The sequence below is a fragment of the Streptococcus oralis genome, from assembly GCF_003943415.1.
GTDB classification, from domain to species: Bacteria; Bacillota; Bacilli; order Lactobacillales; family Streptococcaceae; genus Streptococcus; species Streptococcus oralis_BJ.
In genome coordinates this window covers 1-22,620 of record NZ_RJPK01000002.1, presented here as the reverse complement: position 1 = coordinate 22,620, position 22,620 = coordinate 1, and the positions used below count along the sequence as shown (strand labels likewise).

Annotated in this window: 25 protein-coding genes and 1 tRNA gene; 24 read left to right on the top strand and 2 right to left on the bottom strand. The window is 39.6% G+C overall.

The features are described from left to right. The first annotated feature begins 75 nt into the window (after positions 1 to 75). The 22 genes from rbfA to D8801_RS02635 all read left to right on the top strand — a co-directional run bounded on the left by rbfA (position 76) and on the right by D8801_RS02635 (position 19,452). The gene (rbfA, locus tag D8801_RS02740; RefSeq protein WP_001273601.1) at positions 76 to 426 is read left to right on the top strand and encodes a 30S ribosome-binding factor RbfA; all 351 of its coding nucleotides are present in this window, start codon (positions 76 to 78) and stop codon (positions 424 to 426) included. Positions 427 to 628: 202 nt separating this feature from the next. Beyond that, positions 629 to 862: a DUF1858 domain-containing protein gene (locus D8801_RS02735; RefSeq protein ID WP_000368739.1), complete on the top strand. Its 234-nt coding sequence runs from the start codon at positions 629 to 631 to the stop codon at positions 860 to 862. Further along, positions 862 to 2,196, top strand: coding sequence for a DUF438 domain-containing protein (locus D8801_RS02730; protein ID WP_125847696.1), 1,335 nt, complete (start codon positions 862 to 864; stop codon positions 2,194 to 2,196). The genes D8801_RS02735 and D8801_RS02730 overlap by 1 nt, the downstream gene beginning before the upstream one ends. Positions 2,197 to 2,205: 9 nt before the next feature. Further along, positions 2,206 to 2,460, top strand: a complete 255-nt coding sequence (locus D8801_RS02725; RefSeq protein ID WP_125847694.1) for a DUF1912 family protein — start codon at positions 2,206 to 2,208, stop codon at positions 2,458 to 2,460. Positions 2,461 to 2,557: 97 nt separating this feature from the next. Further along, positions 2,558 to 2,953 (top strand): helix-hairpin-helix domain-containing protein, encoded by a 396-nt coding sequence (locus tag D8801_RS02720; protein WP_125847692.1) that lies wholly within the window; start codon positions 2,558 to 2,560, stop codon positions 2,951 to 2,953. A 278-nt stretch (positions 2,954 to 3,231) separates the two neighbouring features. Further along, on the top strand, positions 3,232 to 3,801 hold the full coding sequence (locus tag D8801_RS02715) for a GNAT family N-acetyltransferase (protein ID WP_125847690.1): 570 nt from the start codon (positions 3,232 to 3,234) through the stop codon (positions 3,799 to 3,801). Between the two features lie 12 nt (positions 3,802 to 3,813). Next, positions 3,814 to 4,860, top strand: coding sequence for a hypothetical protein (locus D8801_RS02710; protein ID WP_080978847.1), 1,047 nt, complete (start codon positions 3,814 to 3,816; stop codon positions 4,858 to 4,860). Positions 4,861 to 4,897: 37 nt separating this feature from the next. Next, complete coding sequence (locus tag D8801_RS02705) at positions 4,898 to 7,549, top strand: valine--tRNA ligase (RefSeq protein ID WP_125847688.1); 2,652 nt, start codon at positions 4,898 to 4,900, stop codon at positions 7,547 to 7,549. Between the two features lie 75 nt (positions 7,550 to 7,624). Then, positions 7,625 to 8,788: a DNA cytosine methyltransferase gene (locus D8801_RS02700; RefSeq protein WP_125847686.1), complete on the top strand. Its 1,164-nt coding sequence runs from the start codon at positions 7,625 to 7,627 to the stop codon at positions 8,786 to 8,788. A gap of 12 nt (positions 8,789 to 8,800) precedes the next feature. After that, the gene (locus D8801_RS02695; protein WP_125847684.1) at positions 8,801 to 10,918 is read left to right on the top strand and encodes an ATP-binding protein; all 2,118 of its coding nucleotides are present in this window, start codon (positions 8,801 to 8,803) and stop codon (positions 10,916 to 10,918) included. Positions 10,919 to 10,921: 3 nt separating this feature from the next. Then, entirely contained in the window at positions 10,922 to 11,788 is an 867-nt protein-coding gene (locus D8801_RS02690) for a hypothetical protein (RefSeq protein ID WP_125847682.1), read from the top strand. A 461-nt stretch (positions 11,789 to 12,249) separates the two neighbouring features. Next, positions 12,250 to 12,840 carry a DNA-directed RNA polymerase subunit delta gene (gene rpoE / locus D8801_RS02685; RefSeq protein ID WP_185758487.1) on the top strand — a complete coding sequence of 197 codons (591 nt, stop codon included), beginning with the start codon at positions 12,250 to 12,252 and terminating at the stop codon, positions 12,838 to 12,840. 138 nt (positions 12,841 to 12,978) lie between these two features. Beyond that, entirely contained in the window at positions 12,979 to 13,686 is a 708-nt protein-coding gene (locus D8801_RS02680) for a B3/B4 domain-containing protein (protein WP_125847678.1), read from the top strand. Between the two features lie 62 nt (positions 13,687 to 13,748). Next, complete coding sequence (locus D8801_RS02675) at positions 13,749 to 13,859, top strand: choline-binding protein A (RefSeq protein ID WP_398575008.1); 111 nt, start codon at positions 13,749 to 13,751, stop codon at positions 13,857 to 13,859. Between the two features lie 93 nt (positions 13,860 to 13,952). Continuing rightward, a complete protein-coding gene (locus D8801_RS02670) occupies positions 13,953 to 14,252 on the top strand; it encodes a DUF4651 domain-containing protein (RefSeq protein WP_125847676.1) in 300 nt (99 codons plus the stop codon). After that, a complete protein-coding gene (locus D8801_RS02665; RefSeq protein WP_125847674.1) occupies positions 14,249 to 14,566 on the top strand; it encodes a thioredoxin family protein in 318 nt (105 codons plus the stop codon). The genes D8801_RS02670 and D8801_RS02665 overlap by 4 nt, the downstream gene beginning before the upstream one ends. Positions 14,567 to 14,581: 15 nt before the next feature. Beyond that, positions 14,582 to 15,208: a YtpR family tRNA-binding protein gene (gene ytpR, locus D8801_RS02660; RefSeq protein ID WP_125847673.1), complete on the top strand. Its 627-nt coding sequence runs from the start codon at positions 14,582 to 14,584 to the stop codon at positions 15,206 to 15,208. Between the two features lie 41 nt (positions 15,209 to 15,249). Further along, positions 15,250 to 16,011, top strand: a complete 762-nt coding sequence (locus tag D8801_RS02655) for an SDR family NAD(P)-dependent oxidoreductase (RefSeq protein WP_125847671.1) — start codon at positions 15,250 to 15,252, stop codon at positions 16,009 to 16,011. A 76-nt stretch (positions 16,012 to 16,087) separates the two neighbouring features. Beyond that, positions 16,088 to 16,483, top strand: coding sequence for a single-stranded DNA-binding protein (locus tag D8801_RS02650; RefSeq protein ID WP_125847669.1), 396 nt, complete (start codon positions 16,088 to 16,090; stop codon positions 16,481 to 16,483). A 155-nt stretch (positions 16,484 to 16,638) separates the two neighbouring features. Next, positions 16,639 to 16,923: a co-chaperone GroES gene (gene groES / locus D8801_RS02645; protein ID WP_000917320.1), complete on the top strand. Its 285-nt coding sequence runs from the start codon at positions 16,639 to 16,641 to the stop codon at positions 16,921 to 16,923. Between the two features lie 15 nt (positions 16,924 to 16,938). After that, on the top strand, positions 16,939 to 18,561 hold the full coding sequence (groL, locus tag D8801_RS02640; protein WP_000031560.1) for a chaperonin GroEL: 1,623 nt from the start codon (positions 16,939 to 16,941) through the stop codon (positions 18,559 to 18,561). A 123-nt stretch (positions 18,562 to 18,684) separates the two neighbouring features. After that, the gene (locus D8801_RS02635; RefSeq protein WP_125847667.1) at positions 18,685 to 19,452 is read left to right on the top strand and encodes an epoxyqueuosine reductase QueH; all 768 of its coding nucleotides are present in this window, start codon (positions 18,685 to 18,687) and stop codon (positions 19,450 to 19,452) included. 70 nt (positions 19,453 to 19,522) lie between these two features. On the opposite strand, the gene ntdP is transcribed toward D8801_RS02635, so the two are convergent. Next, positions 19,523 to 20,056, bottom strand: coding sequence for a nucleoside tri-diphosphate phosphatase (ntdP, locus tag D8801_RS02630; RefSeq protein WP_000775318.1), 534 nt, complete (start codon positions 20,054 to 20,056; stop codon positions 19,523 to 19,525). An 88-nt stretch (positions 20,057 to 20,144) separates the two neighbouring features. Further along, positions 20,145 to 20,921, bottom strand: coding sequence for a recombination regulator RecX (gene recX / locus D8801_RS02625; RefSeq protein ID WP_125847665.1), 777 nt, complete (start codon positions 20,919 to 20,921; stop codon positions 20,145 to 20,147). 37 nt (positions 20,922 to 20,958) lie between these two features. Between recX and rlmD the strand changes: the two genes are divergently transcribed. Further along, entirely contained in the window at positions 20,959 to 22,320 is a 1,362-nt protein-coding gene (gene rlmD / locus D8801_RS02620; protein WP_125847663.1) for a 23S rRNA (uracil(1939)-C(5))-methyltransferase RlmD, read from the top strand. Positions 22,321 to 22,429: 109 nt separating this feature from the next. Beyond that, positions 22,430 to 22,501, top strand: a tRNA-Glu gene (locus D8801_RS02615). The last annotated feature ends 119 nt before the right edge of the window (positions 22,502 to 22,620 follow it).

Below are 22,620 nucleotides of genomic sequence, written 5' to 3'. Positions count from 1 at the left end.
TCTAGTTCCTCTATCTTCTAGAAAAAGCTAGGTCTGCTGGCCTAGCTTTTGGTTCAAAGTAGAGAAAGGAATATCATGGCAAATCATTTCCGTACGGATCGTGTGGGCATGGAAATCAAGCGTGAAGTCAATGAGATTTTGCAAAAGAAAGTCCGTGATCCGCGTGTCCAAGGTGTGACCATTACAGATGTTCAGATGCTGGGTGACTTGTCTGTTGCCAAGGTTTACTACACCATTTTGAGTAACCTTGCTTCGGATAACCAAAAAGCTCAAATTGGGCTTGAAAAAGCAACTGGTACCATCAAACGTGAACTTGGTCGCAATTTGAAATTGTACAAAATCCCAGATTTGACCTTCGTCAAAGACGAATCCATCGAATATGGAAACAAGATTGACGAGATGCTACGCAATCTGGATAAAAACTAATACTCTTCGAAAATCTCTTCAAACCATGTCAGCGTCGCCTTGCCGTACTCAAGTACAGTCTGTGGCTAGCTTCCTAGTTTGCTCTTTGATTTTCATTGAGTATAAGAAAGAGGGGGTGCCCCTCTTTTTTAGTGTATGCTAATCGTCCTTATGGTATAATATAAGCAGTAAAATCATTTTAGAATATACAATGGAGGTCGTCATGGACAATATCATCGATGTGTCAATTCCTGTTGCAGAAGTGGTGGATAAGCATCCAGAAGTCTTGGAAATTCTAGTGGAGCTGGGTTTTAAACCGCTAGCCAATCCCTTGATGCGCAATACAGTCGGTCGCAAGGTATCGCTCAAACAGGGTTCTAAGCTTGAAGGAACTCCTATGGACAAGATTGTCCGCACATTGGAAGCGAATGGTTACGAAGTGATTGGATTAGACTAATGGCAGATGAACGGATTCATATCCTACGGGATATTTTGTTAGAATTGCACAATGGCGCCTCTCCTGAGTCAGTTCAGGAGCGTTTTGATGCGACTTTTACAGGTGTGTCGGCCATCGAGATTTCCCTCATGGAGCATGAGCTGATGAACTCAGACTCAGGAGTTACTTTTGAAGATGTCATGGAACTCTGCGATGTCCATGCTAATCTTTTTAAAAATGCTGTTAAGGGTGTCGAAGTTGCAGATACCGAGCACCCAGGCCACCCCGTTCGCGTCTTTAAGGATGAAAATCTGGCTCTCCGTGCTGCCTTGATTCGCATTCGGAGACTGTTAGATACCTATGAGTCTATGGAAGACGAGGAAATGCTGGCAGAGATGCGCAAGGGTTTGGTTCGTCAAATGGAGCTTTTGGGCCAATTTGACATCCACTATCAGCGCAAGGAAGAGCTTTTTTTTCCCATCATGGAGCGCTATGGACACGATTCACCTCCAAAAGTTATGTGGGGAGTGGATGATCAGATCAGAGAACTCTTTCAAACAGCTCTAACGACAGCCAAGTCACTACCAGAAGTGTCGATTAACACTGTAAAAGAAGATTTTGAAGCTTTTGCGACAGAGTTTGAAAGTATGATTTTCAAGGAAGAGTCCATCCTTCTCATGATTCTACTTGAGTCCTTTACTCAGGATGACTGGCTTCAGATTGCGGAGGAGAGCGATGCTTACGGCTATGCCATCGTCCGTCCGTCTGAGAAATGGGTGCCAGAGCGCCATCGCTTTGTTGAGGAAAAGAGTGCAGAGGAACCTGTTCAACTAGACACGGCTGAAGGTCAAGTGCAGCAAGTTATCGATACACCAGAAGGTCAGTTTACCATTACCTTTACCCCTAAGGAAAAGGAAGCAGTGCTGGACCGCCATAGTCAACAGGCTTTTGGGAATGGCTATCTCTCCGTCGAGCAGGCCAACCTCATCCTCAATCACCTCCCTATGGAGATTACCTTTGTCAATAAAGACGATATTTTCCAGTATTACAATGACAATACGCCAGCTGATGAGATGATTTTCAAACGGACGCCGTCCCAAGTCGGACGCAATGTTGAACTTTGCCATCCGCCCAAGTACTTAGACAAGGTGAAGGCCGTTATGAAAGGTCTTCGTGAAGGGGTCAAGGACAAGTATGAAATGTGGTTCAAGTCAGAGTCGCGAGGCAAGTTTGTCCACATTACCTATGCTGCGGTGCATGATGAGAACGGAGAATTTCAAGGAGTGTTAGAGTACGTTCAGGATATCCAGCCCTACCGAGAGATTGATACGGACTACTTCCGTGGATTAGAATAAGGAGAACTAATGAGTTACGAACAGGAATTTATGAAGGAATTTGAGAACTGGGTTAATACCCAGATCATGATCAACGACATGGCGCACAAGGAAAGTCAAAAAGTCTACGAAGAAGACCAAGACGAGCGTGCCAAAGATGCTATGATTCGCTACGAGAGCCGTTTGGATGCTTATCAGTTTTTGCTGGGTAAGTTTGAAAACTTCAAGGCAGGAAAGGGATTCCATGATTTACCAGAAGGTTTGTTTGGTGAGAGAAACTATTAAAATGAATATCCTTTCTTGATTTTTTCCCAAAATCTTGATAGAATATCTTTATTAAATCCTTGTCAGAGCAGGGATTTTTTATTGAAAGGATTTTATCATGTCAAAGAAACTCCAACGTAAAAAACAATTGCGAAATAGCCTTCGCCGTTCAGGCGCATTTTCAACTACAGTGACCAAAGTTGTCGAAGAAACAAAAAAAGTTGTGAAGCATGCAGAAAAATCTGCTAGTGAAGTGGGAAAAGTTGTCTCTAAAAAAGTGGAACAAGCAGTAGAAGCAACTAAAGAGCAAGCTCAAAAGGTTACAAGCTCTGTAGAAGAATTCGCAGCGAACCTAGGTGGACTTTCAGTCGACCGCGCCAAGACTTTCTATGATGAAGGCATCAAGTCAGCTTCTGATTTTAAAAACTGGACTGAAAAAGAACTCCTTGCCTTGAAAGGAATCGGTCCAGCTACCATCAAGAAATTAAAAGAAAACGGCATCAAGTTCAAGTAATCTTTCTTGCCCCTTGCATTTCCGTCAAAAACTTGTTAAAATAAAGCCATTAGAGGTGTTTTGAATTCCACATTTTACAGAAAGTGGCGGTGCTGAGAAGTCCACAAATGTGTCAAAACTGGTTACTGATGGATGAAAAATTGAAATAAAAATGTCTTTTTGTTTTAGAGATGAGAGTAGCGGGCTCTGCCCGAAATTGGGTGGTACCGCGGATAAGCACATTCGTCCCTGTCATGTAGATGGCAGGGGCGATTTTTTGTAGAAAGCGAGGTAGAAGGATGACAAGAGCAGAGTTGCCAGAACGAATAGAGACCGAGCGTCTGGTCTTGCGAGTCCGTTCCGTGCCTGATGTTGTGGATATCTTTGACTATGCCAGTAGGCCAGAAGTTTCCTATCCAGCAGGTTTTCCGCCCGTCAAGACCTTGGAAGATGAGATTTATTATCTGGAGCATATTCTGCCCGAGCGCAATGAAAAGGACAATCTCCCAGCTGGTTACGGCATAGTGGTTAAAGGGACCGATACTATCATCGGCTCTGTTGATTTCCCTCGTCGTCACGAGGATGATGTCTTGGAGATTGGCTATATCTTACATCCAGACTATAGGGGTCGAGGTTATGTTCCGGAAGCGGCACGTACCTTGATTGATTTAGCTTTTAAAGAATTGAACCTACACAAGATTGAACTAACTTGTTTTGGTTACAATGTCCAAAGTCAACGAGTCGCTGAAAAATTAGGCTTTACCCTCGAAGCTCGCATTCGAGACCGCAAAGATGCCCAAGGGAATCGCTGTGACAGTCTCATATATGGCTTGCTGAGGAATGAGTGGGAAGCTCAAGGCCAACGTTAAAGAAACTGTTAGTTGAACTGTTCGAGAAAATCGAACAGTTGGGATGTGTTGAAAAATTTCGAAAGCGAGGTTAGAAGATTGGAAATAAGCCAGATTATTACTCTAATTAGTGGAGCTGGTCTAGGGGCTATCTTGAGTGCAATTTTAGTTTTCGCTAATAATAGTAAAAGAAATCAACTTGATTATATTACTAAAGAACGCTCTGAATGGAGAAAAAGCATAAAGTTAATAATTGTTGATTTGCTAAATGGAGAAAATAGGGAGTCTGCAGTAAATTGTCTTAGAACACAAATCAATCCATATGGCTATTGTAGAAATATTAAATATACTAATGAGTATTACATGAAAGATGGACATATTTGGGATCTTTTAAATGATTTTGATTACTCAGAAGAAAAATCGCAAAAACTCATTCAGTATCTAAGGTTACTCTTGAAATATGATTGGGAACGTTCAAAAAATGAGGTTAGAATTAATAATAATTTCTTATGGAATTTTTTAAGATGGGGATTGATAATTCTAAACTTAATAATGTTATTTTGGGCGGGAAATGTGAATAATGAAGTAAATATGTATTTATCATTATTTTCAGTTATTCTTTTATTTTTGCAACCGTCCCTAATAAAATTGCTATCTAAACTCAATTCTGATTCGCCTAAAGAAAAAACTATTTTAATACTAACCTCCTTAGTTGGGTTTGTATCGCCTCATCTTTATTCACTTTATTTAATATTTATTCTATTGAATTTTTATAATCTATTTAAATTGAATTTTCTGGTAAATATCTTCCTGTTAATTTTTATGTTAATTATAATTTCTTCCGAACTTTTGTTAATTTATCAAATTTTTAATATAGACTATAAATATATTTCTCAAATAAAAAAGATAGAAAAAAATAGGACTGATTTAGAGTTAAAATATTACGAAATTTACAATTTAAATTATAGATTGAAACAAAAATTATGGGATATAAAATATAATATAACAAAAGAAGATGTTAATAAACTAAAAAAAGAACAGATAAAAATACGCAAGAAACTAAATAAGAAATTAAAATAGAAGCTAATTAGGAAACTAATAATTAAGGAGAACACACATGTCTAAAGAACTTTCACCTAAATACAATCCAGCCGAAGTTGAGGCTGGTCGTTACCAAAAATGGCTTGATGAAGATGTTTTCAAGCCTTCAGGCGATAAAAAGGCTAAGCCTTATTCAATCGTGATTCCACCACCAAACGTTACAGGTAAACTTCACCTTGGTCATGCTTGGGATACGACTTTGCAAGATATCATCATCCGTCAAAAACGCATGCAAGGGTTTGATACGCTTTGGCTTCCTGGTATGGACCACGCGGGGATTGCGACTCAGGCTAAGGTTGAGGAGCGCTTGCGTGGTGAGGGCATTACGCGTTACGACCTGGGTCGTGAAAAATTCCTCGATAAGGTCTGGGAATGGAAAGACGAGTATGCCACTACTATCAAGGAACAATGGGGTAAGATGGGCCTCTCTGTAGACTACTCTCGTGAGCGTTTCACTCTTGACGAAGGTTTGTCAAAAGCCGTTCGCAAGGTCTTTGTGGACCTTTACAAGAAAGGCTGGATCTACCGTGGTGAGTTTATCATCAACTGGGACCCAGCAGCTCGAACAGCTCTTTCTGATATTGAGGTTATCCACAAGGACGTGGAAGGTGCCTTCTACCACATGAACTACATGCTAGAAGACGGTTCACGCGCCCTTGAAGTGGCGACTACTCGACCTGAAACTATGTTTGGGGACGTTGCGGTTGCGGTCAATCCAGAAGACCCACGCTACAAGGACTTGATTGGTAAAAACGTCATCCTTCCAATCGCTAATAAACTCATCCCAATCGTTGGAGATGAGCATGCTGATCCTGAGTTTGGTACGGGTGTCGTAAAAATCACACCTGCCCACGATCCAAACGACTTCTTGGTTGGTCAACGCCATAACTTGCCACAAGTCAACGTTATGAACGATGATGGAACTATGAACGACTTGGCCTTTGAATTTGCGGGCATGGACCGTTTTGAAGCTCGTAAGGCAGTCGTTGCTAAGCTAGAAGAAATCGGTGCTCTGGTTAAAATCGAAAAACGTGTCCACAGTGTTGGTCACTCAGAGCGTACTGGTGTCGTGGTTGAACCACGCTTGTCTACTCAGTGGTTTGTCAAGATGGACCAATTGGCTAAGAACGCCATTGCCAACCAGGACACAGAGGACAAGGTAGAATTCTACCCACCTCGTTTCAACGATACCTTCCTCCAATGGATGGAAAATGTCCACGACTGGGTAATCTCTCGTCAGCTCTGGTGGGGTCACCAAATCCCTGCTTGGTACAATGCTGAGGGTGAAATGTATGTCGGTGAAGAAGCTCCAGAAGGTGACGGATGGACACAAGATGAAGACGTCTTGGATACTTGGTTCAGTTCTGCCCTTTGGCCATTCTCAACCATGGGCTGGCCTGATGTCGACTCAGAAGATTTCAAACGTTACTTTCCAACTTCAACCTTGGTAACAGGTTACGACATCATCTTCTTCTGGGTGTCTCGTATGATCTTCCAATCATTGGAATTCACAGGTCGTCAGCCATTCCAAAACGTTCTGATCCACGGTCTCATCCGTGACGAGCAAGGACGTAAGATGTCGAAATCTCTTGGAAACGGTATTGACCCAATGGATGTTATCGAGAAATACGGTGCCGATGCCCTTCGTTGGTTCCTTTCAAATGGTTCTGCCCCAGGTCAAGACGTCCGTTTCTCTTACGAGAAAATGGATGCTTCATGGAACTTCATTAACAAGATCTGGAACATCTCTCGCTACATCCTCATGAACAATGAAGGCTTGACCCTTGAGCAAGCTACTGCCAATATGGAAAAAGTTGTCAACAAGGAAGCTGGAAATATCACAGATTGCTGGATTCTCCACAACCTCAATGAAACGATCGGAAAAGTCACTGAAAACTTTGATAAGTTTGAGTTTGGTGTAGCTGGACACATCCTCTACAATTTCATCTGGGATGAGTTTGCGGACTGGTACGTTGAGTTGACCAAGGAAGTGCTTTACAGTGATAACGAAGAAGAGAAAGTCATCACACGTTCTGTTCTCCTTTATACTTTGGACAAGATCCTTCGTCTCCTTCACCCAATCATGCCATTTGTGACAGAGGAAATCTTTGGACAAATCTCAGAAGGCTCTATCGTGACAGCGGAATACCCAACTGTTAACCCAGCCTTTGAAGACCTTGCTGCCCACACTGGTGTCGAAAGCCTCAAAGACTTGATCCGTGCCGTTCGTAATGCGCGTGCGGAAGTAAACGTAGCACCAAGCAAGCCTATCACCATCCTTGTTAAGACAAGTGATAGCGACCTGGAAGCCTTCTTTAACAGCAATGTCAACTACATCAAACGCTTCACAAATCCAGAACACTTGGAAATAGCATCAACCATCCCTGCACCTGAACTCGCCATGTCAAGCGTCATCACAGGAGCAGAAATCTACTTGCCACTCGCAGACCTCCTCAATGTCGAAGAAGAATTAGCTCGTCTCGACAAGGAACTGGCTAAATGGCAAAAAGAACTGGATATGGTCGGTAAAAAGCTCTCTAACGAACGCTTCGTAGCCAATGCTAAACCAGAAGTCGTCCAAAAAGAACGTGACAAACAAGCCGACTACCAAGCCAAATACGACGCGACCGTCGCACGTATTGATGAGATGAAGAAGTTGGTGAAATAAACTATAAACCTCGGCAATTTGCTGGGGTTTTTGGTATAATGAAAAATGAGAATATTTTTTGTAAAAAGGTAAGAAATGATAGAAGTTGTAGACTTATTTTCTGGTGCTGGAGGATTGACTTTTGGCTTTCAGAATACAATTAAAAATAATAAATTTGTTTCCAGAAATGACTTTAACATTAGATTTGCAAATGAATTCAATCATGATGCAGCAGAAGCTTTCAGACAAAATTATCCTAGAGTTACTATGATTGAGGAAGATATTGCTAATATAGATGAACATTTTTTAAAATCCAAAGGAATCAGTTCAAAAAAAGTTGATTTAGTTATTGGTGGACCACCTTGTCAGTCATTTAGTACAGTTGGTAAGAGACAATATGATAAAAGAGCTAAAATGTATAGAGAATATCGAAGGATACTTTCTTTTATCCAACCTAAGATTTTTGTTTTTGAAAATGTTTATGGACTTTTAACTATGAAAAATGAACAGAACGGCCCAATCATTAGAAATGTAAAAGAAAGTTTTAATGATTTATCAAGCTTTGGTGATGTCAGTGGTTATGACGTTTATACTAAATTAATTAATGCAAAAGATTTTGGGGTTCCTCAAAATAGAGAACGTGTCTTTTTGATAGGAATAAGAAAGGATTTAAAAATTAAGTTCGAGTGGACATTCCCAGAAGAAACTACCCTAAACAATGAAATTACATTAAGAGATGCAATTAGTGATTTACCTATATTAGGAAATAATGAACAAAAAAATAATTATATATGTGAACCAAGAACAGAGTACCAAGCTTTATTAAAAGGAAATCAAACCGAGCTACTTAATCATGTTAGTCGAAATCATGGTGAGAGATTACAAAAGATAATGAGAGCTCTTGGAGAGGGGCAAGGGAAAAACGATATTAATAGGATGGTAGAAGATGGTATTTTAGATAAAGATTTATACCTGACTTCTGGCTATAATAATACTTACGGTAGATTGTGGTGGGATAGACCTTCTACTACCATTACAAATAATTTGTCAACACCATCCTCTCTTCGTTGCATTCATCCTGAACAAAACAGAGCTTTGACGGCTAGAGAAGGGGCAAGAATTCAATCTTTTCCAGATAATTATAAATTTGTAGGTGGATTGCAAGCTATCAATACTCAAATTGGGAATGCTGTACCCCCTATTTTGAGTATTCATCTGGCTAATAGAATAAAAAATTTTTTCGAGGATAATAAATTATAAAGGCGTTTAATTATGATAGAAACTAATAGTATCCCATTTAACTTCTCTTATTTTGCTTTAAACTTGTTAGGAAAGCAAATGTATACTAATAATTGGAGCGCAATATCTGAATTAATAGCTAATGGTTTAGATGCTGGTGCAACAAATGTCAAGCTCTATATAGAATCTATCGATAAAGAGAATTCGATATTAGAGATTTTAGATAATGGCAGTGGAATGAGCTATGAAGATTTATCTACTAAATACGCCTTGATTGGTAGAAATAGACGTATATCAAACGAGGAATTCTCTGAGAAGACAAAGGGAAGAAAAGGTATAGGAAAATTAGCGACGTTATTTTTGTCAAAAAAATATTATATAGTTTCTAAGAAGGGAGGAACTGAAACAGCTTGGATGTTAGACTCTACAAATGCATCTGATAGCGATATTCCTGAATTAATTCGTGTTGACATTAATGATGTATCTATTGAAAATAGAAGTGTTTGGGATTCGTTTGAGTCGGGGACTTTGATAAAATCGGTTGGAGTTAATTTAGCTGGATTTGCAGAGGGAAAGCTAGATTCTTTAAAGATGAATTTGGCTAATTATTACTTGTTAAACAATATTGGTGCAGTTATTGAAGTGGCGTACAAGACTAAAGCAAAACAGAAGATAGAATTTTCAAAAGTTTCTAAAGTAATTGGATTTAAAAATTTGTATGCTTTTTTTCAAACTTCTGAAGGTATCGTTGAAAACAAATTGTTAAATGACTCAGTGAAAATAAATGCAGATTTAGAGCAAGTATCCAACAAATTACGTAAGGTAAAAAAATTAAATCCATCAGATATTACTAAAATAAATTTAAAAGGAAAAAGAAAATTTATAACTTTACAAGGAGATGCAAAGGAATTTAATTATGAATTAACTGGTTGGATAGGAATCCACAGTACAATTAATATGGTGGAAGCATCTGAAAATACAAAAAATGATCCCAATAATAGATTTATAAGGAATTCTGTTTATAAGGCTAATCAGCTAAGACTTTATGTTAGAGATAAATTGGCAGTATCAGATTTTATGCCACAGTTAAATAATACTCAAGCATTTAGTAATTATATAGAAGGGGAAATCTCATTTGATATTTTAGACAATGATTATTTGGAGGATATTTCAACTTCAAATCGTGAAGGATTATCAGGAAATGATGAAAGGATAACTTTATTGATTGAACTGCTAAAACCAATTGTTAATAAGTTGATAAGTGAACGTGTTAATATTGGTGGTGTAGTTCGCAAAGAAGTGGAAAAAATTCGACAAGAAGAAAAAGAGAAATTAGAAAGAAAAGAGCAACTTGCAGAGGAAAAAAGGAAGCAAGCAGAAGAAAATAAAAGAATTGCAGAACAGCAACATCAGGAGGCTGAGTTAGCTAGAAAATTGGCAGAGACAAAACAAAAAGAAGCAGAAATAGCTAGAGACATAGCAGAGGAGGAAAGTAAAAGAAAGGATGTTTTAATTGGAAGTAATAATTCTGCGCAACAAAATTTGCTGGCTCATGAATTAACTGGAGTGTATAAAAACATAGATTCAGTAAATAAAAAAATTGTTGCAGATTTTAAATCGACAGATGATTTTGAACGAGTGAGCGAGTATGTTGTTAGTCTAAAAAAATCTTCTGGAAAATTATTTACAATAAAAAACCAAATTCTCAAATTAAATACTTCTGAAGTAAAAGGAAGGAAATACATTAATGTCAAAAGTTATATAAAGAGTTACTTAAACAGTCTGTCTTATAAAAATTTAGAGATTATAATTGATTTTTCAAATAATCCTCATACTTCCAGAGTACATATTTTTGATTTAGGTATGATACTAGATAATTTTATTATAAATGCTATGGATCAACTAGCAGACAAAATTATATTTAAATTCATAGATGAAGAAAATAGATTAGTTATAACTTCTAATAAGCCATTATCTTCTGAAATAGTAAATAAGGACGATATTTTTAGATTAGGATTTACTACTAAAGAAAATGGAACAGGAGTTGGGATGTACATAATTAGACAAACTTGTAAAAAATTTAAATGGGAAATTAAAGTGGTTTCAAATACGGAAGAAACAAGCTTTATAATTGAATTAGGTGATAATTAGAAAATGCGTAGAGATATTAGTATTATTTGGTTAGAAGATGAGATGGAAGATGCTTTTCACGACTATTTAAAAATAGTAGAAAAAGCTATAGAAGATAAAGGTTATCAATTATTAACAGATAATTGTCATTTATGTGAAAGCATTGGAGATGCCAGAAAAGTTTTGGATGATAGTTCTAAAAGAATCGATTTTTTTATATCCGATTTTAATTTAGGAGAAGAATATGCGAATGGTATTGATAATGGTATTGACTTTTTAAGTGATGTAAGAAGTCGAGAAAACTATAAGCAATTTTTTATTCTTTATTCAAAAAATTATGATGAGATAAAGGAGACAGTAATAACAAAAATTAATGAGGAAGATAATCTAGGATTATTAAATAATACTATGATTATCAACTTATCCTCTCCTAGTGATGAAGTAATTAAACGTGAATTTCAGAAAGCCATTGAAATTAGTCTATCAAAATGGGATGAACTAAATGCTCTTAGAGGAGAGTATATGAGTGAAAATGCTGAGATAGAATATGAATTAAAAAAAATATTAAAGGTTGACTTGGCAGATTCTAGAAATTATAAATCTCTCTACGGAGATTTTAAAAATAATCATCTTAGTAAACGTGATAAAACCCTCAACAAATCATTATTGAATGATTGGATGCGAATGATAGATAAACGGAACTCATTAGCTCATTCTAAAGAAGAATTTAATGATGTAAAAGGATATGTGATATCAAATATTGATGATAAAAGTATACAAATTGTAGAAGAGGAAATTAACGAAGAGAGAAAATTATTGATACATCTATCAGAACGAGTGAAAGCATTGGTAAGATCAAGACCAAAAAGAATAATCAATAATAAACATTGATGATGAAAGTACATAATTGTATAATAGGAAATTAATAAAGATAGGAAATTGTTGATAAATCCATAGGAGTAAGTAAAAATATGGGTACAAATAGATATTTTTATATCCAATAAAAAGATAAAATACAATTATTTGCAAATTATCAAAATACTACTAATATAACTAACATTTCTAGAAAGCAGGTTACTACATGACAAATTCTGTAAGTTCGAACCGACCTGAGAAGTACAACATTGCAGCTTAATTTAATATATCATCGGCATCGAATTCATCTGGATTGACACCAAAAACCCACCTCACGACACCATCGGATGGGGAGCAAAGAAATAAAAAGTCCTGTCACTTTCTCCCATTTAACCTTTGACTATTCCGCAAAATTATCGTACAATAAAGAGTACGTGATAAAATGAGGTCAGAGTCTGTTCGCTCTGGCAATAGTAGTAAAAATGAGGAGAAACGCTTTGGAATTAGAAGTATTTGCTGGGCAAGAAAAAAGTGAACTATCTATGATTGAGGTAGCGCGTGCTATCTTGGAACTTCGTGGTCGCGATCATGAGATGCATTTTAGCGATCTTGTAAACGAAATTCAAAACTACCTTGGAACATCAAACAGCGATATCCGCGAAGCTTTGCCTTTGTTCTACACAGAGTTGAACTTTGACGGTAGCTTCATCTCTCTTGGAGACAACAAATGGGGTCTTCGTTCATGGTATGGTGTGGACGAAATCGACGAAGAAATCATTGCTCTTGAAGAAACTGACGACGATGAAGTAGCACCAAAAGCTAAGAAAAAACGTGTCAATGCCTTTATGGATGGCGATTCAGATGCCATTGACTACAATGCAGATGATCCAGAAGATGAAGATGCATACGAAGCAGATCCAGCTCTTTCATATGATGATGAAAATCCTGATGATGAGAAAAATGAAGTGGAAGCTTACGATGCAGAAATCAACGAAATCGCTCCTGATGACTTAGGTGAAGATGTGGATCTCAACGAAGAAGACGACGAGTTTTCTGACGATGACGCTGAAACAAGCGACGAAGTATAAGAAGCCTCACAGAGGAGATCAGTTTGATCTTCTCTTTTTATTTGTCGGGAGAGAGCTGATGATTTTCTTGAAATCAGGGGCTAGAAGGTGTAAAATAATGGTGGGATGGTGTACATTTTTCAAAGGAGGTGCCTGCCTATGGAATTTTATTTAGATAAAAGTTTGTATGACTTGGGGATCAAGAATGTCGTGATTGGTATTGCTAAAAACGTCGATCCTCATGCTGATTTGCCTCTTGCTTTTCTGAAAAAGAAAGAGGAGAGGGAGAAATGGGCGCTAGAGTGTGATGTAAAAGAAGTTCAAGAGTCTCCTGTTGTCCAAGGTTATAGGCAGTTGCTCCAGCGAGTCGGGCGTAGCATCAAGAAAAATCCACCGACAGTGGTCGCCCTCATTCGCAATATCCAGCATCGTGGCTCTCTCCCTCACATCAACAGTATCATCGATATCTACAATGTAGAGGCGCTTTCTTCTTTGCTGGCGATTGGTGGGCATGATTTGGATAAGATTGGAGGGCAGATAGAGTTTTCTGTTAGCAAAAGGGAGGACATTTTCCTACCTATCTTGTCAACGGAGAAGCACGTTGCGCAGACGGACTATGTCTATCAGGATGAAAATGGAGTTTTAGCTTGGCTGGATGTCCGCGATAGTGAACATTACAAATTTGATGAAGATACAAAAAATGCTATTTTCATCATTCAAGGAAATGAAAACACTTCTGTCGAGATGTGTTTAGAAGCGTTAGAAGAAATTGAAAAGGATTTGGCTGCTTGCATGCCTAATTTGCAGTTTGAAAAGAAAGTCATTTCACTTGAAGGAAACCGCACGGTGGTTCAGGACATTTACTGAGTTTTATAGTACCCACTTTATGGTATGTAAACAAAGGAGGAAAGTGCCATGAAGTCCAATGCTTGGATCAAGTCCAAGGCAAGTGGTACTATTTAGACTCATCTGGTAAAATGCTTCGTAACACCTACACACCTGATGGTTATTATGTCGGCAACTCAGGTGCTTGGCAATAAGAATTAGATGTCCTCTTTCCTCATTGAGGGAAGGGGATTTTCCTCGCCTATATACTGCTTCCCTATTTGTCCTAAAGCCCTTTTTGTGTTACAATGAAAGGTATGAAAGCTAAGAAATTATGGATGACTGGCTTGACTGTGGCTGGTCTAAGTGCCCTCGCTTTGGGTGCCAAAAAAGCAGCAGATAACCACAAACTCATGAAGACTCAAGAAGAGTTGACCGCTATTGTGCGCGAACTTTTCTCAGATATGGGTGAGATTGCGACTATCTATGTTCAAGTCTACGAAAGTAGTCTAGAGCGACTCGTCGGAGGAGTCATTTTCGAGGATGGTCGTCACTATACCTTTGTCTATGAAAATGAAGACCTAGTCTATGAGGTGGAAGTCTTATGATACAACCAGCAAGTTTAGAAGAATTGGTATCTTTAGTAGAAAAAGATGGCAAGAAAGTCTTTCTTTTTGTGGCAGACTGGTGTGGCGATTGTCGTTATATCTATCCTGCCTTGCCAGAGATTGAGGAAACCAATCCAGAGTTCACCTTTATTCGAGTGGACCGAGACCAGTATCTGGATCTGGCCAAACTCTGGGATGTGTACGGGATTCCTAGCCTCGTTGTTCTAGAAAAGGACAAGGAAATCGGTCGTTTTGTCAATCGCAACCGTAAAAGCAAGGAACAAATTAACGACTTTTTAGCAGGACTGAAATAGGAGAAAAAGGAAACAATGATTTTTACATATAACAAAGAACATGTTGGCGATGTCCTTATGGTCATCGTGAAAAATAGCGGAGATGCCAAACTGGACGTGGAGCGTAAAGGCAAGGTAGCCCGTGTTTTTCTCAAAGAAAATGGAGAAACAGTGGCTTGGAATATTTTTGAAGTTTCAAGTTTGTTTGAAATTGCAGAGCGTGGTCAAGTCTTTTTATCAGATGAGCAAGTAGCACGTTTAAACCAAGAGTTGCAGGCAGAAGGCTTTGCTGAAGAGATTGTCAACGACAAAGAGGCCAAGTTTGTTGTCGGTGAAATTGTCGAGATGGCAGCCCATCCAGATAGTGACCACCTCAATATCTGCCAAGTTGCAGTCGCAAGTAACAAGACAGTGCAAATCGTTGCAGGGGCTCCCAATGCGCGTGTTGGGCTGAAAACCATTGTAGCTCTTCCTGGAGCGATGATGCCAAAAGGCAATCTCATTTTCCCAGGCGAACTTCGCGGTGAAAAGAGTTTTGGCATGATGTGCAGCCCTCGTGAATTGCATTTGCCAAATGCTCCGCAAAAACGTGGGGTTATTGAATTATCAGAAGACCAAGTTGTCGGAACTCCATTTGACCCAGCCAAACACTGGACGGCCTAGGAAATTGTCGGTATTTGATAGACCAGATAGAGGGGGATAAGATGGCGAGAAATGTAGTGATTACAGGAGCGACCTCAGGAATCGGTGAAGCGATTGCGCGTGCTTATCTGGAGCAGGGGGAGAATGTCGTTCTAACAGGGCGACGGACAGACAGACTAGAGACTCTCAAGTCAGAGTTTGCAGAAACTTTTCCAAATCAAACAGTTTGGACCTTTCCACTGGATGTGACGGATATGACTATGGTCAAGACTGTCTGCTCTGATATTTTGGAAACGATAGGGCAGATTGATATCTTGGTCAATAACGCTGGACTAGCTCTTGGCTTGGCTCCCTATCAGGACTATGAAGAGTTGGATATGCTGACCATGTTGGATACCAATGTCAAAGGTTTGATGGCAGTCACTCGCTGTTTCTTGCCAGCAATGGTAAAAGCCAATCAGGGACATATCATCAACATGGGGTCAACCGCAGGAATTTATGCCTATGCGGGTGCAGCTGTTTACTCAGCCACCAAGGCGGCAGTTAAGACTTTTTCAGATGGACTGCGAATTGATACCATCGCAACGGATATCAAGGTGACCACCATTCAGCCTGGAATTGTCGAAACAGATTTTTCTGCGGTACGTTTCCACGGTGACAAAGAGCGTGCTGCAACCGTCTATCAGGGAATTGAGGCCCTGCAAGCACAAGATATCGCAGACACTGTGGTCTATGTGACCAGTCAGCCTCGTCGTGTGCAGATTACAGATATGACTATTATGGCCAATCAACAGGCGACAGGTTTCATGGTTCATAAAAAATAAAAAATTTTCTCGAAAAGTTACAAATTTCTGTAACTTTTTTGATTTCCTACGAATAGATAAGTAGGAGGAAGAAAAAATGTTTAATAAAATTATTCTTATTGGAAGAATCGTGGCAACGCCAGAATTGCACAAAACCAACAATGACAAGTCAGTAGCGCGCGCAACTATCGCTGTGAACCGTCGTTACAAAGACCAAAATGGGGAACGCGAAGCCGACTTTATCAATCTTGTTCTTTGGGGAAAATTGGCCGAAACTTTGGCAAGTTACGCAACCAAAGGCAGTCTCATTTCCGTTGACGGGGAGTTGCGTACTCGTCGCTTTGAGAAAAATGGCCAGATGAACTATGTGACTGAAGTCCTTGCCACAGGATTCCAACTTTTGGAAAGCCGCGCCCAACGTGCTATGCGTGAAAATAACGCTGGACAGGATTTGGCGGATTTGGTCTTGGAAGAGGAAGAATTACCATTTTAAGCATAGAAAAGCCTGAGTTGGTCTCAGGCTTTTTATCTTGCCAAAGTCAGACTTTTTTCTTGACTATTTCTGACCAAGTGATACAATAGAACTATGAATTAGCACTCAGTCACAAAGAGTGCTAATAATATGTAGTTCATCATGGAGGAAAGCAAATGTTGAAACCATTAGGAGACCGTGTGGTCTTGAAAATCGAAGAAAAAGAACAAACTGTTGGAGGCTTTGTCCTTGCAGGCTCAGCCCAAGAAAAAACAAAAACAGCCCAAGTTGTAGCTACTGGACAAGGGGTTCGTACCTTGAATGGCGACTTGGTTGCTCCAAGCGTTAAGGCTGGAGACCGTGTCTTAGTTGAAGCTCACGCTGGTATTGATGTCAAAGATGGCGATGAAAAGTATATCATCGTAGGCGAAGCCAACATCTTGGCTATCATTGAAGAATAGAAGGAGAAAGTAAGTATGTCAAAAGAAATTAAATTTTCATCTGATGCTCGTTCAGCTATGGTCCGTGGTGTCGATATCCTTGCAGATACTGTTAAAGTAACTTTAGGACCAAAAGGTCGGAATGTTGTGTTAGAAAAATCATTTGGTTCACCATTGATTACCAATGACGGTGTGACCATTGCCAAAGAAATCGAGTTGGAAGACCATTTTGAAAATATGGGTGCTAAATTGGTATCAGAAGTAGCTTCAAAAACCAATGATATCGCAGGTGACGGAACGACAACTGCAACTGTCTTGACCCAAGCTATCGTCCGTGAAGGAATCAAAAATGTCACCGCAGGTGCCAACCCAATCGGCATTCGTCGTGGGATTGAAGCAGCAGTTGCCGCAGCTGTAGAAGCCTTGAAAAACAATGCCATCCCTGTTGCCAACAAAGAAGCCATCGCTCAGGTTGCTGCCGTATCTTCTCGTTCTGAAAAAGTCGGCGAATACATCTCTGAAGCCATGGAAAAAGTTGGCAAAGATGGTGTCATCACCATCGAAGAGTCGCGTGGTATGGAAACAGAGCTTGAAGTCGTGGAAGGAATGCAGTTTGACCGCGGTTACCTATCACAGTACATGGTTACTGATAGTGAAAAGATGGTAGCTGACCTTGAAAATCCATATATCTTGATTACAGACAAGAAGATTTCCAATATTCAGGAAATCTTGCCACTTCTAGAAAGTATTCTCCAAAGCAATCGTCCACTCTTGATTATTGCGGATGATGTGGATGGCGAAGCTCTTCCAACTCTTGTTTTGAATAAGATTCGTGGAACCTTCAACGTGGTAGCAGTTAAGGCACCTGGCTTTGGTGACCGTCGCAAAGCGATGCTTGAAGATATCGCTATTTTGACAGGTGGAACTGTCATCACAGAAGATCTTGGTCTTGAGTTGAAAGATGCGACGATTGAGGCGCTAGGTCAAGCCGCTAGAGTGACTGTGGACAAAGACAGCACGGTTATCGTAGAAGGTGCTGGAAATCCTGAAGCTATTTCTCACCGTGTTGCGGTTATCAAGTCTCAAATCGAAACTACAACTTCTGAATTTGACCGTGAAAAATTGCAAGAGCGCTTGGCAAAATTGTCTGGTGGTGTCGCAGTCATCAAGGTCGGAGCTGCAACTGAAACTGAGTTGAAAGAAATGAAACTCCGCATTGAAGATGCCCTCAACGCTACTCGTGCAGCCGTGGAAGAAGGGATCGTTGCTGGTGGTGGAACTGCTCTTGTAAATGTTATTCCAGCCGTGGCTGATTTAGAATTGACAGGAGATGAAGCCACAGGACGCAACATTGTTCTCCGTGCCTTGGAAGAACCTGTTCGTCAAATCGCTCACAATGCAGGATTCGAAGGTTCTATTGTTATTGACCGCTTGAAGAATGCTGAAGTTGGTACAGGCTTCAACGCAGCAACTGGCGAATGGGTCAACATGATTGAAGAAGGAATCATTGACCCAGTGAAAGTGAGCCGTTCAGCCCTTCAAAATGCAGCATCTGTAGCCAGCTTGATTTTGACAACAGAAGCAGTCGTAGCCAATAAACCGGAACCAGTAGCCCCAGCTCCAGCAATGGATCCAAGCATGATGGGCGGGATGATGTAAAAGCAACTTATAAAAAACACAAAAGGAGGGAACATAATTCCTCCTTTTAAGGTTTTCTCTTCTAAATAGATTTGAGCTCTCCTAACTTATATGATAAAATAAAACTAGAAAAAGGAGAAGAACATGATCAATGTAGAAGAAATTCTGAGCAAGATGAATCCCAATCAGAAGATTAATTATGACCGTGTTATGCAGAAAATGGTTCAAGTTTGGGAGAAAAATGAGGAACGTCCAACTATTCTCATGCATGTTTGTTGTGCTCCTTGTAGTACCTACACCCTAGAGTACCTAACCAAGTACGCAGATGTGACTATCTATTTTGCCAATTCCAATATCCATCCCAAGGCAGAATACCACAAGCGAGCTTACGTCACCAAGAAATTTGTCAGTGATTTCAATGAGCGAACAGGAAATACGGTTCAGTACCTAGAAGCGCCTTACGAACCAAATGAATACCGGAAGTTAGTCAGAGGGCTGGAAGAAGAGCCAGAAGGCGGTGACCGTTGCAAGGTTTGTTTTGACTACCGTTTGGACAAAACAGCACAGGTAGCTATGGACTTGGGTTTTGACTACTTTGGTTCAGCCTTGACCATCAGTCCCCATAAGAATTCTCAAACCATCAACAGCATCGGAATCGATGTGCAAAAGATTTACACAACCCACTATCTTCCAAGTGATTTCAAGAAAAATCAAGGCTATAAACGTTCAGTGGAGATGTGCGAGGAGTATGATATCTATCGTCAATGTTATTGTGGATGCGTCTATGCAGCTCAAGCCCAGAACATTGACCTTGTTCAGATTAAGAAGGATGCCACAGCTTTCTTACTGGATAAGGATGTTGAAAAAGACTATTCCCATATCAAGTTTACCGTCACTAAATTAGATATATAGCAATTAACCCAGCTTCCATGCTGGGTTTTTCAAATAAAAAAACCAGGGCTCTCACCCCGGTTTGACAACTTTACCGATTCTTTAGTTCTATGTAGCGTTTGTACCAAATGTTGACATATGCCTCTGAGAAAGGACCGCGTCCATTGTTGATCCAATCAACAAGGATTTTAACATGCTCTTTCAAAATATAGTCTAAATCATCCGAATACTTCATTTTGCGTTTATGGCGCTCATACTCTTCAACGTCCAAGAGACGCTTTTCACCATCAGTGAAGACCTTGACATCCAAATCATAATCAATGTATTTCAGGGCTTCCTCATCTAGATAGTAGGGGCTGGCCATATTGCAATAGTAGGAAATCCCATTATCACGAATCATAGCAATGATATTAAACCAATATTTTTTGTGAAAGTAAACAATAGCCGGCTCTCGAGTCACCCAACGACGACCGTCACTTTCGGTAACAAGTGTGTGGTCGTTGACGCCGATAATAGCGTTCTCTGTTGTTTTTAGTACCATGGTGTCCCGCCAAGTACGGTGGAGACTCCCATCATGCTTATAACTTTGAATTGTAATAAAGTCGCCTTCTTTTGGAAGTTTCATAACTAACCAACTTTCTACAATTTATAAGTTTATCGTTTACTATTATATCATAAATTGGTCTAATTTTTTAGAATTTTACATGAAAATGTTAAAGATATTCTCTAAGAGCGCTGGCTATATCCGAAAAATCGTAGCCCTTTCGGGCTAAAACTTGAGTTAAACGCTGTTTAAGTTCGTATCCTTCATATTTACGAGCGTATTTAGTATATTGTTTGTCTAGCTCTTTAAAAATGAGTTCTTGAGTCGTTTCTTGGTCGACTTGACTGTCCAAGTCATCAAAGGAACTTTTAGCATCAGCATAGGAGAAGCCCTTGTTGGTCAAGTTTTGAATAATCTTATCTTGCAAAGCGCGAGCAGGAAGCTTCCCGGTGTATTTTTTAAGCAGTTTCTCTGCAATACGTTGAGCAACTTCTGAAAAATCAAAAATCTTTAAAACATCATCAATAGTTGATTTGGCAATTCCTTTTTGAGACAGTTTTTGAGCTAGCACATAAGGTCCCTTATCTCCAGAAAGTTGATTTGCATTGATGATAGAGTAGGCATACTGACGATCATTAATCCAGTTATCTTCTTTTAGATTAGCGATAACTTGACTAGTGATATTTTCATCAAGATCATACTTTTTCAGATACTCACGAACTTCCTTTTCGGTTCGGGCCTTGAAGGATAGATGGTAGAGAGCAAGATTTTTACCATAAGAAAACTGGGCAAAATCCTGAATCTCGGTCAGTTCTTCTGTGCTAATGACCTTATCTTTAGACAACATAAAACGGACAATGGTATCCTCCGTGATATATGAGGTTTGCTGTCCATCTAGTTCCATCAAGTAGAGGCGTTTTTTCTTTTCAAGTTTTGTGATTTTCATAGTTCTATTATACCCTAAAATGTGATAAGATAGGGGTATGAATCTGAAAGTTAAACAAAAAATACCTTTAAAAATCAAGCGGATGGGTATCAATGGTGAGGGAATCGGTTTTCACCAGAAAACCCTCGTTTTTGTGCCTGGCGCTCTCAAAGGAGAAGACATTTATTGTCAGATCACTTCTATTAAACGCAACTTTGTTGAAGCCAAATTACTAAAGGTTAATAAGAAGTCTAAATTTCGAGTCGTACCTGCTTGCACGATTTATAATGAATGTGGTGGTTGCCAAATCATGCACCTCCACTATGATAAACAGCTAGAGTTCAAAACGGATCTGCTTCACCAAGCCCTGAAAAAATTTGCTCCTGCGGGATATGAAAACTATGAAATCCGTCCAACTATCGGAATGCAGGAACCAAAGTACTACCGTGCTAAGCTTCAATTCCAGACTCGGAAATTTAAAAATCAAGTCAAGGCAGGTTTGTATGCACAAAATTCTCATTACCTCGTAGAGTTGAAAGACTGCTTGGTACAAGATAAGGAGACTCAAGTGATTGCGAATCGCTTAGCTGAACTTCTTACTTACCATCAAATTCCCATCACCGATGAGAGAAAAACGCTAGGTGTTCGCACCATCATGGTACGTCGAGCAAGAAAGACTGGACAAGTCCAGATTATCGTCGTAACTAACCGCCAGTTGAATTTGAATTACCTAGTCAAAGACCTAGTCAAGGATTTTCCAGAAGTCGTCACAGTTGCGGTTAACACAAATACAGCAAAAACAAGTGAAATCTATGGTGAGAAGACGGAAATTATCTGGGGCCAAGAGAGTATTCAAGAAGGAGTACTCGACTATGAGTTTTCTCTCTCCCCTCGAGCTTTTTATCAGCTTAATCCTGAGCAGACAGAGATTCTCTATAGTGAAGCAGTTAAGGCTCTGGATATTGGCAAAGAGGATCATCTGATTGATGCTTATTGCGGTGTTGGGACAATTGGATTCGCCTTCGCAAATAAGGTCAAGAGCCTCAGAGGGATGGACATTATCCCAGAAGCCATAGAAGATGCCAAGCGAAATGCTCAAAAAATGGGATTTGACAATACTCATTACGAAGCGGGGACAGCTGAAGAGATTATTCCGCGCTGGTATCAAGAAGGTTACCGAGCGGATGCATTGATAGTCGACCCTCCTCGTACAGGCTTAGATGATAAGCTGTTGGATACCATTCTGACCTATGTTCCAGAAAAAATGGTCTATGTATCCTGCAATGTTTCGACCTTGGCGCGAGATTTAGTTAAACTGGTAAAAGTCTATGATCTCCAGTATATCCAGTCAGTTGATATGTTTCCACACACTGCACGGACAGAGGCGGTCGTGAAGTTGGTTAAGAGAACTGGAAAATAAGTTTTCTGTTATAAAAAATAGATTCGAAAATAAAAAAATAAAGCTATTTTCAAAAAGATCTTGACAAAGAGGAAAAAGTAGGTATAATAGAAAGAGTTGAAAAGCTCAAGGTCCGTTGGTCAAGGGGTTAAGACACCGCCTTTTCACGGCGGTAACACGGGTTCGAATCCCGTACGGACTATTGGTGTATCACAGAGACGAAAAAAGTAAAAAAAGTTTCAAAAAAGTGTTGACATAGGTCAGCAGCTGTGATATACTAATATAGTTGTCGCTTGAGAGAGATTGAGTGACAAAGACCTT

What these genes read in the sequence shown, in the direction of transcription:
- rbfA (WP_001273601.1), top strand. Translation starts at nt 76, where the DNA reads ATGGCAAATCATTTCCGTACGGATCGTGTGGGCATGGAAATCAAGCGT.
- D8801_RS02735 (WP_000368739.1), top strand. Translation starts at nt 629, where the DNA reads ATGGACAATATCATCGATGTGTCAATTCCTGTTGCAGAAGTGGTGGAT.
- D8801_RS02730 (WP_125847696.1), top strand. Translation starts at nt 862, where the DNA reads ATGGCAGATGAACGGATTCATATCCTACGGGATATTTTGTTAGAATTG.
- D8801_RS02725 (WP_125847694.1), top strand. Translation starts at nt 2,206, where the DNA reads ATGAGTTACGAACAGGAATTTATGAAGGAATTTGAGAACTGGGTTAAT.
- D8801_RS02720 (WP_125847692.1), top strand. Translation starts at nt 2,558, where the DNA reads ATGTCAAAGAAACTCCAACGTAAAAAACAATTGCGAAATAGCCTTCGC.
- D8801_RS02715 (WP_125847690.1), top strand. Translation starts at nt 3,232, where the DNA reads ATGACAAGAGCAGAGTTGCCAGAACGAATAGAGACCGAGCGTCTGGTC.
- D8801_RS02705 (WP_125847688.1), top strand. Translation starts at nt 4,898, where the DNA reads ATGTCTAAAGAACTTTCACCTAAATACAATCCAGCCGAAGTTGAGGCT.
- D8801_RS02700 (WP_125847686.1), top strand. Translation starts at nt 7,625, where the DNA reads ATGATAGAAGTTGTAGACTTATTTTCTGGTGCTGGAGGATTGACTTTT.
- D8801_RS02695 (WP_125847684.1), top strand. Translation starts at nt 8,801, where the DNA reads ATGATAGAAACTAATAGTATCCCATTTAACTTCTCTTATTTTGCTTTA.
- D8801_RS02690 (WP_125847682.1), top strand. Translation starts at nt 10,922, where the DNA reads ATGCGTAGAGATATTAGTATTATTTGGTTAGAAGATGAGATGGAAGAT.
- D8801_RS02680 (WP_125847678.1), top strand. Translation starts at nt 12,979, where the DNA reads ATGGAATTTTATTTAGATAAAAGTTTGTATGACTTGGGGATCAAGAAT.
- D8801_RS02670 (WP_125847676.1), top strand. Translation starts at nt 13,953, where the DNA reads ATGAAAGGTATGAAAGCTAAGAAATTATGGATGACTGGCTTGACTGTG.
- D8801_RS02665 (WP_125847674.1), top strand. Translation starts at nt 14,249, where the DNA reads ATGATACAACCAGCAAGTTTAGAAGAATTGGTATCTTTAGTAGAAAAA.
- ytpR (WP_125847673.1), top strand. Translation starts at nt 14,582, where the DNA reads ATGATTTTTACATATAACAAAGAACATGTTGGCGATGTCCTTATGGTC.
- D8801_RS02655 (WP_125847671.1), top strand. Translation starts at nt 15,250, where the DNA reads ATGGCGAGAAATGTAGTGATTACAGGAGCGACCTCAGGAATCGGTGAA.
- D8801_RS02650 (WP_125847669.1), top strand. Translation starts at nt 16,088, where the DNA reads ATGTTTAATAAAATTATTCTTATTGGAAGAATCGTGGCAACGCCAGAA.
- groES (WP_000917320.1), top strand. Translation starts at nt 16,639, where the DNA reads ATGTTGAAACCATTAGGAGACCGTGTGGTCTTGAAAATCGAAGAAAAA.
- groL (WP_000031560.1), top strand. Translation starts at nt 16,939, where the DNA reads ATGTCAAAAGAAATTAAATTTTCATCTGATGCTCGTTCAGCTATGGTC.
- D8801_RS02635 (WP_125847667.1), top strand. Translation starts at nt 18,685, where the DNA reads ATGATCAATGTAGAAGAAATTCTGAGCAAGATGAATCCCAATCAGAAG.
- ntdP (WP_000775318.1), bottom strand. Translation starts at nt 20,056, where the DNA reads ATGAAACTTCCAAAAGAAGGCGACTTTATTACAATTCAAAGTTATAAG.
- recX (WP_125847665.1), bottom strand. Translation starts at nt 20,921, where the DNA reads ATGAAAATCACAAAACTTGAAAAGAAAAAACGCCTCTACTTGATGGAA.
- rlmD (WP_125847663.1), top strand. Translation starts at nt 20,959, where the DNA reads ATGAATCTGAAAGTTAAACAAAAAATACCTTTAAAAATCAAGCGGATG.